The organism is Pseudomonas sp. DWP2-2, from assembly GCF_049897065.1.
GTDB classification, from domain to species: Bacteria; Pseudomonadota; Gammaproteobacteria; order Pseudomonadales; family Pseudomonadaceae; genus Aquipseudomonas; species Aquipseudomonas paracarnis.
In genome coordinates this window covers 95,541-109,159 of the sequence record NZ_JAFCVN010000006.1, presented here as the reverse complement: position 1 = coordinate 109,159, position 13,619 = coordinate 95,541, and the positions used below count along the sequence as shown (strand labels likewise).

10 protein-coding genes and 1 pseudogene are annotated in these 13,619 nt (G+C 59.5%); 4 read left to right on the top strand and 7 right to left on the bottom strand.

Features of this window, described 5'->3' with window-relative positions; translation table 11 throughout:
- The first annotated feature begins 92 nt into the window (after positions 1-92).
- Positions 93-1,520: an exodeoxyribonuclease I gene (sbcB, locus tag ACP7CZ_RS15455; RefSeq protein WP_072447151.1), complete on the top strand. Its 1,428-nt coding sequence runs from the start codon at positions 93-95 to the stop codon at positions 1,518-1,520.
- 90 nt (positions 1,521-1,610) lie between these two features.
- On the opposite strand, the gene mvaT is transcribed toward sbcB, so the two are convergent.
- The gene (gene mvaT / locus ACP7CZ_RS15450) at positions 1,611-1,985 is read right to left on the bottom strand and encodes a histone-like nucleoid-structuring protein MvaT (protein ID WP_019821235.1); all 375 of its coding nucleotides are present in this window, start codon (positions 1,983-1,985) and stop codon (positions 1,611-1,613) included.
- Between the two features lie 352 nt (positions 1,986-2,337).
- Here mvaT and purU point away from each other — a divergent pair, with 352 nt between their 5' ends.
- Complete coding sequence (purU, locus tag ACP7CZ_RS15445) at positions 2,338-3,186, top strand: formyltetrahydrofolate deformylase (RefSeq protein WP_019821236.1); 849 nt, start codon at positions 2,338-2,340, stop codon at positions 3,184-3,186.
- 123 nt (positions 3,187-3,309) lie between these two features.
- On the opposite strand, the gene ACP7CZ_RS15440 is transcribed toward purU, so the two are convergent.
- The 5 genes and pseudogenes from ACP7CZ_RS15440 to ACP7CZ_RS15420 form a co-directional block, all read right to left on the bottom strand.
- A complete protein-coding gene (locus ACP7CZ_RS15440) occupies positions 3,310-4,419 on the bottom strand; it encodes a lysylphosphatidylglycerol synthase transmembrane domain-containing protein (RefSeq protein WP_054898010.1) in 1,110 nt (369 codons plus the stop codon).
- On the bottom strand, positions 4,407-5,159 hold the full coding sequence (locus ACP7CZ_RS15435) for a polysaccharide deacetylase family protein (RefSeq protein WP_294204727.1): 753 nt from the start codon (positions 5,157-5,159) through the stop codon (positions 4,407-4,409). The genes ACP7CZ_RS15440 and ACP7CZ_RS15435 overlap by 13 nt, the downstream gene beginning before the upstream one ends.
- Entirely contained in the window at positions 5,152-6,273 is a 1,122-nt protein-coding gene (locus tag ACP7CZ_RS15430) for a glycosyltransferase family 4 protein (RefSeq protein ID WP_294204726.1), read from the bottom strand. Before ACP7CZ_RS15430 ends, ACP7CZ_RS15435 begins: the two co-directional genes overlap by 8 nt.
- Positions 6,274-6,494: 221 nt before the next feature.
- A complete protein-coding gene (locus ACP7CZ_RS15425; protein ID WP_370694806.1) occupies positions 6,495-7,259 on the bottom strand; it encodes a methyl-accepting chemotaxis protein in 765 nt (254 codons plus the stop codon).
- A 93-nt stretch (positions 7,260-7,352) separates the two neighbouring features.
- Positions 7,353-8,384, bottom strand: a pseudogene (locus tag ACP7CZ_RS15420) (HAMP domain-containing protein); the annotation flags it as partial.
- 205 nt (positions 8,385-8,589) lie between these two features.
- Between ACP7CZ_RS15420 and ACP7CZ_RS15415 the strand changes: the two are divergent.
- Positions 8,590-10,068 (top strand): helicase HerA-like domain-containing protein, encoded by a 1,479-nt coding sequence (locus ACP7CZ_RS15415; protein WP_054898007.1) that lies wholly within the window; start codon positions 8,590-8,592, stop codon positions 10,066-10,068.
- A gap of 4 nt (positions 10,069-10,072) precedes the next feature.
- On the opposite strand, the gene ACP7CZ_RS15410 is transcribed toward ACP7CZ_RS15415, so the two are convergent.
- Positions 10,073-10,528: a DUF721 domain-containing protein gene (locus tag ACP7CZ_RS15410; protein ID WP_034128591.1), complete on the bottom strand. Its 456-nt coding sequence runs from the start codon at positions 10,526-10,528 to the stop codon at positions 10,073-10,075.
- Positions 10,529-10,834: 306 nt separating this feature from the next.
- Here ACP7CZ_RS15410 and secA point away from each other — a divergent pair, with 306 nt between their 5' ends.
- Entirely contained in the window at positions 10,835-13,570 is a 2,736-nt protein-coding gene (gene secA, locus ACP7CZ_RS15405) for a preprotein translocase subunit SecA (RefSeq protein WP_014719726.1), read from the top strand.
- Positions 13,571-13,619: the final 49 nt, after the last annotated feature.

Here is a 13,619-nt window from a genome sequence, read left to right as displayed (position 1 = left end):
GGGTTTTCTGGATATTTATACAGTCAGGTATCGCTGGCTCCCAACGCCTTGCAGCGCCTAGACTTTGTCGATCTTCAGCACAGGAATAGCCCGTGACCTCGATTTTCTGGTACGACTATGAAACCACTGGCATCAACCCGCGCAATGATCGCCCGCTCCAGGTAGCCGGGATCCGCACCGACCTTGAGCTCAATGAGATCGGTGCGCCGATCAATCTTTATTGCCAGCCCAGCGACGATATCCTGCCTCACCCGGCAGCGTGCGCGATCACGGGCATCACGCCGGGTGTCCTCGCCGAGAAGGGCCTTGCCGAAGCCGATTTCATGACTCGGGTGCACGCCGAACTGGCCGCGCCAGGTACCTGCGGCGCCGGCTACAACACCCTGCGATTCGACGATGAAATGACGCGCTACAGTCTGTACCGCAATTTTTTCGACCCGTATGCGCGCGAGTGGCAGGGCGGCAACAGCCGGTGGGACTTGATCGATGTGATGCGCACTGCCTACGCCCTGCGGCCGGAGGGGATCAACTGGCCCGAGCAGGACGGGCGTGTGACCCTCAAGCTCGAACGCTTGACCGAGGCCAACGGCATCGACCATGGCCAGGCCCATGATGCGTTGTCGGATGTGCGTGCAACCATCGCCCTGGCGCGGTTGGTCCGGGAGAAACAACCGAAGTTGTATGAATGGTTGTTTCAATTGCGCAGCAAGCAGCGGGTCATGGATCAGGTGCGGTTGCTGCAACCGATGGTGCATATCTCGGGGCGTTTTTCCGCCGAGCGCCATTATCTGGGCGTGGTCTTGCCCCTGGCGTGGCACCCGCGCAATCGCAATGCCTTGATCGTCTGTGACCTGGGGCTCGATCCACAAGGGCTGTTGGACCTGGATGCGACGACGCTGCGTCAGCGTCTTTACACGCGCCGCGATGAGCTAGCCGAAGGTGAACTGCCGGTTCCGCTCAAGTTGCTGCATATCAACCGCTGCCCGGTGGTTGCGCCGTTGAAGGTGCTGCGCCCTCAAGACCTCGAGCGCCTTCAATTGGATAAGGAAGCTTGCCTCGCGCGGGCGCTGCGGCTAACTGACGCACATGAAGTTTGGCGGGACAAGTTAGCGGCCATTTATGCCGAGGAAGACTTTGCGTCAAACTCGGACCCGGAGCAGCAGCTCTACGAGGGTTTTATTGGTGACCGTGACCGCCGTTTATGTGAGCAAGTTCGCATGGCAGAGCCCGCGCAATTAGCCCGTCAGCAGTGGCCGTTCGATGATCATCGTTTGCCGGAATTATTATTTCGCTACCGGGCGCGTAACTTTCCTGAAACCTTGAACAATGAGGAGCAACAACGCTGGAAACTTTTCTGTCAGCAACGTTTGTCGGATGCACAGTGGGGGGCGCCGAATACCCTCTTGGCATTTAAGCAGGCGCGTGAGGAGTTGGCGGTTAGTGCTACATCGTTTCAGTGCCAGGTACTGGCGCAATGGCAGGACTATGTGGATTCCTTAGCGGCGCGCCTGAATCTGTAGGTGCATAACTACAGAATATTCAGACAATAAAAAACGCCAGCAAGCTGGCGTTTTTCATGTGTGACGTATCGGGTGAACGTCCGACCGGGCTTAGCCCAGCAGGGTTGCCCAACCTTCAACTACGTCACCGCCCCACTTGGCTTTCCACTCTTTCAGAGTTTTGTGGTTGCCACCTTTGGTTTCAATCACTTCGCCGTTGTGCGGGTTTTTGTACTGCTTGACCTTGCGAGCACGCTTGGTGCCGGTAGTTTTCACAGCGCCACGCGGTGCTTTAACTTTCGACTCTGGATCCAGCAGCGCGATGATGTCACGCAGGGATTTGGAGTATTCACCCATCAGGGTGCGCAATTTGCCTTCGAATTCCAGCTCGGTTTTCAGCTTGTCGTCTTCGGACAGGTTCTTCAAACGGGCTTGCAGCTCTTTGATAGCTTCTTCGGTGGCGCGGTATTCGTTGATCAGTGACATGTGGACTACCTTATGTAGAACGCTGATTGACAGGGTGAGTGGCCTAATAATAGTCAGGCAATTTCATCAAGTAAACATTTAAGACGGTATTTAGGCGAATGACATTGAATGTGTGGGAGAAAACCTGGCCGATGAGTTAATTAGTAAGCGTTATGCGCAAAAGATAATCACCTTAATTTTTTGCTATCGGCCTGAGCATGCCGTTGTATCGTCATATAGCGCTGGTAAAACCTTACACGATTAAGGGGTGTTACCACGGCCATGCCTCAAGATAAGGTGCAAGGGAATACTGCAGTTTTTCTGCGTAATCGCTAGAATAGCGGCCTTTGTGAAGTTCTGGAGTTTCCCCCTAATGCGCACTTTTCGGCTGGTGATTGCTTGCCCGGACCGGGTTGGCATCGTTGCCAAGGTCAGTAACTTTCTGGCTTCCCATAATGGCTGGATCACCGAGGCGAGCCATCACTCGGACGATCTCAGTGGTTGGTTTTTCATGCGTCACGAAATCCGTGCCGATACGTTGCCCTTTGGCCTGGAAGCCTTCCGCGAGGCGTTTGCGCCGATTGCCGAAGAGTTTTCGATGACCTGGCACATCACCGATACAGAGCAGAAGAAACGCGTGGTGCTGATGGCCAGCCGCGAATCCCACTGCCTGGCAGACCTGCTGCACCGCTGGCACAGCGACGAACTCGATTGCGAGATTGCCTGCGTGATCTCCAACCATGACGACCTGCGCAGCATGGTCGAATGGCATGGCATCCCTTATTACCATGTGCCGGTCAACCCACAGGACAAGGAGCCGGCATTCGCCGAAGTGTCGCGCCTGGTCAAGCAGCATGACGCGGATGTAGTGGTGCTGGCGCGCTACATGCAGATCCTGCCACCGGAGCTGTGCCGCGAATACGCTGGCAAGGTGATCAACATCCACCACAGCTTCTTGCCGTCCTTTGTTGGTGCCAAGCCTTATCACCAGGCTTCCCTGCGTGGCGTGAAGCTGATTGGTGCAACCTGCCACTACGTGACCGAAGAGCTGGACGCCGGCCCGATCATCGAGCAGGACGTGGTGCGCGTCAGCCACAGCGACAGTATTGAAGACATGGTGCGTTTCGGCCGTGATGTCGAGAAGATGGTGTTGGCCCGTGGCTTGCGCTACCACCTGGAAGATCGCGTGTTGGTGCACGGCAACAAGACCGTGGTCTTCTGACCCAGCGGTTTTGATTGAAAGACACCGGGGCCTGGAGGTAAAACTCTCCAGGCCCTTTTTTATTTCTGTTTCAGGAGATTCCCATGAGCGACCCGCTCGATAAAGCCACCTCACGGGCGCCTGCTACCTTGGGCGAGGGCTGTTTGAGTCGTTACGACCCGGACGCGCTGGATGCCGAGGATGGTACTGATTTTCCAGGCGCGGCGCGTTTATGGGAACAGACACAGGCGCAGGATGAGCAGCCTGCCGCCCCTGAAAAAGACGCTTGAGCAGCGGTTTGCCGACCATCAATAGAAACACTGGCGCACCGGCCAGCAAATAGAAGTAGTAGGTCACCGCGCGCCAGATCAGAATCGCCGCAGCCGCTGTGGATGTGCCCACCATGGGCGCCAGCAGTGCCGCTGACGTCAACTCCGCAGCGCCGGCCCCGCCTGGCGCCAGGCTGAACTGCCCGGCAGTCAGGGATAACATCTGGATCAGAAAGCTCCAGGCCCACTGCACCTCGCCCCCCAACCCGCGCAGCGCCAGGTACAGCACGCTGTAACGCAGCAGCCAATGCAGGCTGGTCAGCGCAAAGACCCCAAGCAAGGTGCTGCGGGGTAGTTTCAGGGTGGCGCTGAACGCCGCAAGAAAACGCAGCAACCGGCGTGCCCAGCGTCGGCGGGTGATAGCACTGACCTTCATGGCCTTGAGTACCAAACCCGCCAGGCGAATCAGCCGTCGGTGAAAATGCACCACGGCCCAGCCACTGATTACCCCACCCACCATCGACACGGCGCTGAGCCCCAGCAACCACTCCAGGCGCGGGCTGAGGCTATGGAACAGCGCATATAGCAAGATCCCCACCAGTGCGCAGAGAAAAAACACTAGGTCGCTCAACTGGTCCATGGCAAACACCGCGCTGCCTTGGGCGGGGCGGATGCCATTGCGTGCCAGCAGGGCCATCAGGGTCAACGGCCCGCCGCTGCCGCCGGGTGTTGCACACATGGCGAACTCGGTGGATATCACCACGCCAAGGCTTTTAAGCGGGCCTAACTCGCCGCGATGCTCGCCAAGCAGTAGGCGGATACGCAGACTGTTGATCAGCCAGCAGCCAATGATCATGGCGAACATCCCCAGTAACTGGGGCAAGGGAAACTGGCGCAGGCGCGCAATGCTTTCGCCGCCGCCCAGCCACAATGGGATCACCAGCGCCACCAAGAGCGCCAACACTAACCAGATCAGTCGGCCCATGGCTGCGTCGCCAGCCAGGCGGCCTTGGTTTGGGGGACGCGCCCCGTGTTGAGCAGGCGTTGCAGGGTGTCTAGCCAATAATCGCGGGAAAACCTGTGGCGCATGTCCACCGGGTGCAAACCCAGTCGGATCAGCGGGGCCTCCTGCCACCGCTGTTCACGGCGATCACTGAGGATTTTGGACAATCCCCGGCGCCAGGCACTGCGGGCGCTCCACACCAGGCCGGGGGCGTTGATAGGCGTAAAGTCCGGCAGGCGATAAAGATGTTGTGGGTCGCTGGTGTAGCTCAGCGGCAACTGGCGCAATGCCTGCCGGGTGCCGTCGCTCATCAACCAGGCGGGCGCAACAAAGCCATGCAGCGGCCAGCCATTGCGCTCAAATACCTCAATGCCGGCGGTCAACCGCCGCAACGCCTCGGCTTCGGACAGCTGGTAAAACTCGCCTTCGTGGGTATAGATGCGCCGCATAAACCATTCTTTTGGCGTACGCGGCTGAGGTTGGTCGTCGCAATGGTAGTAACCGTGCAAGGTGAGCTCATCGCCCTTGGCGACACGGCTGTCGAGCAGGCGCCGAAAATCGCGGTGGGCGGCCAGGTCGTCATGGTGATGGAAGTCTGGCACCACCAGCCAAGTGATGGGCACGTTGCCCAGTGCATCGACGGCCTCGACGAAGGGCCGGTAGTCGGCCCAGGTGTGCGGGGCCACGTCGTGCAGTACCAGCATCAGCGCGCGCTCAGCCATGGGCGAGCATCGGTTCATGGCTGCCCAGCACGGCGCAGTAATGCCCCAGCAGGCTGTCGACTACCGTGTTCCACGCATAATGCTGCTCGACATGGCGCCGAGCCTGAGCACCCAGGCGTCGGCTGTCGGTACTGAACAGCTCGCGCACCGCCTCGGCCATGGCTTTGGGGTTGTTTGGCGCGCACAGCAGGCCACAACGCTCGTCGACAATCTCGGTAAAGGCCCCGGCCGCCACGGCGACCACTGGAATACCGCAGGCCATGGCTTCCAGGATCACCAGGCCGAAGGTCTCCTGGTCACCACCATGCAGTAAGGCGTCGGCGCTGGCCATCAGCCGAGCGACATGTTGGGCGGGCCGGAATCCGTCAACCACGGTGACATTGTCTGGCACGCTGGCCGGCATGCCGGAGCCCACCAGCAGCAAGTGGTAGCCTTCCCCCAGGCGTTTCATGCAGTTGAGCAGCACCGGCAGGTTTTTCTCCCTGGAGCCGCGCCCGGCGAAGATCAGTAGCCGAGTGTCTTCGCCAATCCCCAGTTCGGCGCGCAGGCCGGGGTCACGTACCTCAGGGGTGAAGGTTTGCAGGTCTACGCCCAGGGGTTGAACGAAGACATTTCTGACGCCAAGCCCGGTGAGCTTGTCGGCCATTACCTGGCTGGGGGCGAGCACCCGGTCAAAATTCCCATAGAGTTTGCGCACATAGGCTTCAACATTGGGGGTAAACCAAGGCCCCATGCGATTGCTCACCAGCAGTGGCAAGTCGGAGTGGTAAAAGCCGATGACCGGCACATCCAATTGGCGTCGGGCATCCAGCGCGGCCCAGGCGGTCAGGTAAGGGTCGCCAACTTCGATCAGGTCGGGCTGTAAATCGTGCAGGACATTTCGCCAAGGCGCCAAACGAAGGGGGAAGCGATAGCCTTTGCCGAAGGGCAGGGCGGGCGCCGGTACTTTGAAGATACCGTCCTGCTCGCTCAAGTGTGCGCCAGGAATCAACAGGCTGTGGCGAATGCCCGGCTTGAGCGCCAGACGCCGGTGCTTGGCGTCAAGGTAAGTGCGTACGCCACCGCTGGCCGGGGCGTAGAACATGGTTATGTCAGCGATATGCACGATGAACATCCCTCCGATCCATTGCTCTCCCTAGATGGACCTGAGGTAAGGATAGATGTTCGGTTTAGATTCGCAGCATGACGGTGGCGGGAGTGGACAAACGCACGCTGTAGGAGCGAGCTTGCTCGCGAAAAACTCACAGACTCCGCGTTTCTTCAGGCAGCCCGCGTTATCGTTGACGTTTTTCGCGAGCAAGCTCGCTCCTACAGGTGGATTAAGGTGGGGGCACCTCAGATCCGGAAGCTGCCCACCAATTGCTTCAAGCGCGAGGCCTGTTGTTCCAGGTCCGAGCAGGCGCGCAGGGTCGATTGCAGGTTTTCCACCCCTTCCTGGTTGAGGGTGTTGATCTCGGTGATGTCCATATTGATCGACTCCACCACCGAGGTCTGTTCTTCAGTGGCGGTGGCGACCGACTGGTTCATGCCGTCGATCTCGCCAATACGCTGGGTCACGCTGTTCAGGCGCTCGCCGGCCAGGTTGGCGATTTCCACGCTGTCCAGGCTGTGGCGTTGGCTTTCGCTCATGGTAGTCACCGAGTCCCGGGCACCCACCTGTAGCTCTTCGATCATCGTCTGCACCTGTTGCGCCGACTCCTGAGTGCGATGAGCGAGGTTGCGCACTTCATCGGCCACGACCGCAAAGCCACGCCCGGCTTCCCCGGCGCGCGCCGCTTCGATCGCCGCATTGAGCGCCAGCAGATTGGTTTGCTGGGAAATGCTGGTGATCACCTCAAGAATCTGGCCGATATTCACCGTTTTGCTGTTAAGTGCTTCGATATTGGTGCTTGAGGTGCTGATCATGCTGGATAACTGCGTCATCGCCTTGATATTGCGTTCAACCACCTGCTGGCCGTCTTCGGCCAAGTGCCTGGCATCGCTGGCCTGACTGGAGGCTTGGGCGGCGTTGCGTGCGATCTCCTGGGCCGCGGCCCCCAGTTGGTTGATGGCGGCGGCGACGCTGTTAGTGCGGTTGGCCTGTTCGTCGGAGTTGACCATCGACGAGTTGGAGGCGCTGACCACCCGCAGGGCCACTTCATTGACGTGCTCGGTGGCTGAAGACACTTCGCGAATCGAGGTATGAATGCGCTCGACGAAGCGGTTGAAAGCATTGCCCAGGGTGCCGAATTCATCATTGTTCTGGATGGTCAGGCGGCGGGTCAGGTCGCCTTCACCGTCGGCAATGTCCTGCATGGCTCGGGTCATCAGGTGCAAAGGTTGCAGCAAGACGCGGATCAGCATGCCGAGCAGGGCGATGATGATCACCACCGCGATGATCGTGGCGATCACCGCCGAGGTGCGAAACTCACTGAGCATGGCGAAAGACTTGTCTTTATCCACCGAAACGCCCAGGTACCAGTTTACCGAGGGCAGGCCCTTGATCGGTGTGAACGTCACGATATTGGTCTTGCCGTTGGCTTGCACTTCGCTGAAGTCGCCGCTGATCTTCGGCGTGTCTTTTGGATAAACGTCCGCCAGGGTCTTCATCACCAGGGCTTTATCCGGGTGCACCAGCACTTTGCCGTCGGCGCTGACCAGGAACGCATAACCCATGCCGCCAAAATCCAGCGCGCCGATGTTGTCCACCAGGGTCTGCAGGCTCAGGTCGCCGCCGACTACGCCGATGCTCTGGCCACCCTTGGCGCTGGGCGTGGCGACAGAAATGATCAGTTGCCCGGTCGCCGCGTCGATATAGGGTTCGGTCAGGGTTGAACCGTTGCTGGCCTGGGCGCCCTTGTACCAGGGGCGAACACGCGGATCGAAGCCGTCGGGCATCTTGGTGTCAGGACGAATGGTGAAGGTGCCCTGGCTGTCACCGACGTAGGTGGCCATGAATGACGAGGTCAGCGCTTTCTGTTCCAGCAGGCTGGCGACCACGCTTTGTTCAGGGTTGATGGCGATGTTCTGTGCGGCGTTTTCCACCAGGGCGATACGTCCGGTGAGCCAGGTCTGGATGTTGCTGGCGGTAACGTCGCCCATCTCGTGCAGGTAGTTGTTGAGGTCGTCGCGAATCGCGTTGCGCTGCAGATAGTCGTTGTAGAGGGTAAACAACGCAAAGGCGGCGATGACGATAAGGGAGGCTGCAAGCAGGATCTTGTGGCTGAAGCGCAGATTTTTGTTCATGGCTTGAAGGGTCCGCTAAGGTCTTAATATCCGAGGCGCATCCAATGCGGGAGGCGCGAAATGGCAGCGTTAAAAAAGGTGTGGTATTTCTGGTGATAGCTCCGTTGGTCCGTATCGGAATTATCTGACCGTTTTTTAGTCTTTGTCGGGCTTACATCCGTCTATATCGACCTCGCGGCACTAAAGATTAACCATAGGTGACGAAATGCCTGACTCCACACAACTGCTTATCGGTGCAGGCCTTGACGGCCAGCCCATCGCCCAGTCCATGCGCCTGGCCAACCGTCATGGGTTGATCGCCGGCGCCACCGGCACCGGCAAGACCGTCACCTTGCAGCGCCTGGCGGAAGCCTTCAGTGATGCGGGTGTGGCGGTGTTCGCTGCCGACATCAAAGGCGACCTCTGCGGCCTGGGCGCCGCCGCCAACCCCCAGGGCAAAGTGGCCGAGCGCATCGCCGGTATGCCCTTCCTTGATTACACGGCCCAGGCGTACCCGGTCACCCTGTGGGATATCCACGGCCAATCCGGTCATCCGTTGCGCACCACCATCAGTGAAATGGGCCCGCTCTTGCTCGGCAGCCTGTTGGAACTCACCGACAGCCAGCAATCGGCGCTCTATGCGGCGTTCAAAGTAGCCGACCGCGAAGGCCTGTTGCTGCTGGACCTCAAGGACCTCAAGGCACTGCTCAATCACCTGCGCTATCACCCGGAACTGCTGGGCGAAGACGCCGCCTTGATGACCACCGGTTCCAGCCAGGCCTTGTTGCGGCGTTTGGCAGTGCTGGAGCAGCAGGGCGCCGAAGCCCTGTTTGGCGAGCCGGCCCTGCAACTGGAGGATATTTTGCAGCCCGCCAGTGATGGGCGTGGGCGCATCCACCTGCTGGACGCCAGCCGCTTGGTGCATGAAGCGCCGAAGGTCTACGCGACCTTCCTATTGTGGCTGCTGGCAGAGTTGTTTGAACAATTGCCGGAACGCGGCGATGCCGACAAACCGTTGCTGGCGTTGTTTTTCGATGAAGCGCACTTGTTGTTCGCCGATACGCCAAAAGCCTTGCAGGAGCGTCTGGAGCAAGTGGTGCGCCTGATCCGTTCCAAAGGGGTTGGCGTGTACTTCGTCACCCAGTCGCCGGGCGACCTGCCGGATACGGTACTGGCGCAACTGGGCCTGCGCATCCAGCACGGTTTGCGCGCATTCACCGCCAAAGAGCAGAAATCCCTGCGAGCGGTGGCGGACGGTTTTCGGCCCAACCCGACGTTCGATACTTTGTCGGTGCTTACAGAATTGGGCACCGGTGAGGCATTGGTGGGAACCTTGCAGGAAAAGGGCACGCCGGAAGTCGTCCAGCGCGTACTGGTTGCTCCCCCGCAATCGCGGATCGGGCCGCTCACCGAAGCCGAACGTAAAGCGTTGGTTGCCAGTTCGCCGCTGTTGGGGCGCTATGACAAACCAGTGGATCGTGAGTCTGCCTATGAGGTGCTGATGGCCCGCAAGGAGCTTGGGCCTGCCGAGCAGGCTGCTCCGGCCGCCGAAGAGCCGAGCTTCACCGACAAGGCGGGTGCATTCCTGGGGACCACGGCGGGCAAGGCGTTGAAATCAGCCATGCAGCAGGCCGCCAATCAGATGGGGCGCCAGTTGGTGCGGGGGTTGCTGGGTTCGTTGCTGGGCGGCAGCAAACGCAAATAGCGCTTCAGGCTTTGGGCCGGGCATGGGCGGCCAGCCGTTCCAGGGCAGCGCGCAACCCCGGGTCGTTGATCCCTTCAGCAGTGGCCTGAAGGGTTTCGGCGGCCGTTTCCGACAGGTCCATGGTATGCCCCACTGCGCCTTGCGGCACGGTGGGTGGCTGTACCTTGAACTGAATGCGCGTCAAATTGGCAAATTCGTCGAACGCCATCAACTGGCGCTGCAAGCGCTTCTGTTGGTAGCGCAAGCGGGTGGCCCAATGCCCATCGGTGACAATTAATAGCAGGTTGCCTTCACGCCAGGAGGCGACGTGACAATGTTCCCGGGCGGCCGGCTGCAGTTGGCTTTCCAGCAGGCGTTGCAGATGGCCCAAGCGTTGCGCCTGGCCGAAGATAGCTTTCAGCGGTTTGGCTTCGCGGAGCAACGCGCCGGGGGCGCGGGCTGTGAGAGGGCGAAATGCCATGTTTAGACACCTTAGGTAACAGAGCGGCTATCTTAGCAGAAAGCACCTGTATGCCCCGAGGCTCTGCGTCGGCAGGGCTTTCTCCGTCAAATCAATAAGTAACTTCTGCGCCTAGTGGGTTGAAGTTCCAGCAAAAGCCCTTATTTTAAACATGCCCTCTCACTATGCCGTGCCTGTCTCAGGGAACAACGCCACTTTCCTCACCCACGATTCCGGGTAGAATGCGCGTTCGCAATGCGGCCGTGAGGGCTGCTCGGGCCACTCACGGTGCGCCCTCCATCCCTATGTGTGGAAGAACCTGCCGATATGTTTGCGCCTTTGTTAAAGAAACTTTTTGGAAGCAAGAATGAGCGCGAAGTCAAACGCATGCTCAAGACGGTGCAGCTGGTCAATGCCTTCGAAGAGCAGATGGTTGCTCTGTCGGACGAGCAATTGCGCGCCAAGACCCAAGAGTTCAAGGCCCGCATAGCCAAAGGTGAAACCCTCGACAAGCTGCTGCCCGAAGCCTTCGCGGTTGCCCGTGAAGCCGGTAAGCGCGTCATGGGCATGCGCCACTTCGACGTCCAGTTGATCGGCGGCATGACCTTGCATGAAGGCATGATTGCCGAAATGCGCACCGGTGAAGGCAAGACCCTGGTGGCAACCCTGGGCGTTTACCTCAACGCACTGTCCGGCAAGGGCGTGCACGTTGTGACGGTGAACGACTACCTGGCTCGCCGGGACGCCAACTGGATGCGCCCGCTGTATGAATTCCTCGGCCTGACCGTCGGCGTGGTAACGCCGTTCCAGCCGCCGGAAGAGAAGCGCGCCGCGTACGCCTGCGACATCACCTATGGCACCAACAACGAATTCGGTTTCGACTACCTGCGCGACAACATGGCGTTCAGCATGGATGAAAAATTCCAGCGTGAACTCAACTTTGCCGTGATCGACGAAGTCGACTCCATCCTCATCGACGAAGCCCGTACCCCGCTGATCATCTCCGGCCAGGCCGAAGACAGCTCGCGCCTGTACACCGAGATCAACAAGTTGATCCCGCGTCTTGAGCAGCACATCGAGGAAGTGGAAGGCGTGGTGACCAAAGAAGGTCACTTCACCATCGACGAGAAGACCCGCCAGGTCGAACTCAACGAAGCCGGTCACCAGTTTGTCGAAGAAATGCTGACCCAGATCGGCGAACTGGCCGAAGGCGAAAGCCTGTACTCGGCGCACAACCTGGGCCTGTTGACCCACGTGTACGCTGGCCTGCGCGCCCACAAGCTGTTCCATCGCAACGTCGAATACATCGTGCAGGACGGCCAGGTGGTACTGGTTGACGAGCACACCGGTCGTACCATGCCCGGTCGTCGTCTGTCCGAAGGGCTGCACCAGGCCATCGAAGCCAAGGAACACCTCAACATCCAGGCCGAAAGCCAGACGTTGGCGTCCACCACCTTCCAGAACTACTTCCGTCTGTACAACAAGCTGTCCGGCATGACCGGTACGGCCGACACCGAAGCGTTCGAATTCCACCAGATCTACAACCTGGCCGTGATGGTCATTCCGCCGAACAAACCGTTGGCGCGTAAAGACTACAACGACCTGGTGTTCCTGACCGCCGAAGAGAAATACGCGGCGATCATCAACGACATCAAGGACGGCATGGCCAAGGGCCGTCCGATCCTGGTGGGTACCGCCACCATCGAGACCTCCGAGCACGTGTCCAACCTGCTCAACAAGGAAGGCATCGAGCACAAGGTACTGAACGCCAAGTTCCACGAAAAAGAAGCCGAGATCATTGCCCAGGCCGGTCGCCCAGGCGCATTGACCATCGCCACCAACATGGCCGGTCGTGGTACCGACATCCTGTTGGGCGGCAACTGGGAAGTGGAAGTGGCCTCGCTCGACAACCCAACGCCTGAGCAGATCGCCCAGATCAAGGCCGACTGGCAGAAGCGTCACCAGGCTGTGCTGGAATCCGGTGGCTTGCAGGTGATCGCGTCCGAGCGTCACGAATCGCGTCGTATCGACAACCAGCTGCGTGGCCGTGCCGGCCGCCAGGGTGATGCCGGTTCCAGCCGTTTCTACCTGTCGTTGGAAGACAGCCTGATGCGTATCTTCGCATCGGACCGGGTGAAGAACTTCATGAAAGCCCTGGGCATGCAGTCCGGTGAAGCGATCGAGCACCGCATGGTGACCAACGCCATCGAGAAGGCCCAGCGCAAAGTAGAAGGCCGCAACTTCGATATTCGCAAGCAACTGCTCGAGTTCGACGACGTCAACAACGAACAGCGTAAAGTGATCTATCACATGCGTAACACGTTGCTGGCCGCCGACAACATTGGCGAGACCATCGCTGATTTCCGTCAGGACGTGCTCAACGCCACTGTCAGCGCCCATATTCCGCCACAGTCGCTGCCTGAGCAGTGGGATGTTGCCGGCCTGGAAGCGGCATTGAAGAGCGACTTCGGTGTGGACTTGCCGGTTCAGCAATGGCTGGACGAAGACGACCACCTGTATGAAGAAACCCTGCGCGAAAAACTGATGGCCGAGTTGCTGGCGGCGTACAACGAGAAAGAAGAGCAGGCGAGTGCCGAAGCTCTGCGCACCTTCGAGAAACAGATCGTATTGCGCGTGCTGGATGACCTGTGGAAAGACCACCTGTCGACCATGGACCACCTGCGTCACGGTATCCACCTGCGTGGCTACGCCCAGAAGAACCCGAAGCAGGAGTACAAGCGCGAGTCGTTCACGCTGTTCTCCGAATTGCTGGATTCGATCAAGCGCGATTCGATCCGCGTGCTGTCCCACGTTCAGGTGCGTCGCGAAGACCCGATCGAGGAAGAAGCACGCCTGCGTCAGGAAGCCGAAGCACTGGCGGCGCGCATGCAGTTCCAGCATGACGAAGCGCCGGGCCTGGATGAGCCTGAGGCATTGGGTGAAGAGGTCGATGTGGCCCTGGCCCAGACCCCGGTTCGCAATGACCAGAAGCTGGGCCGCAACGAGCTGTGCTACTGCGGTTCGGGCAAGAAATTCAAACACTGCCACGGCCAGATCGAATAAGATTTTCGCCTGACGCTGCAACACCCCGCGCCGCGACCGGCCTTTGCCG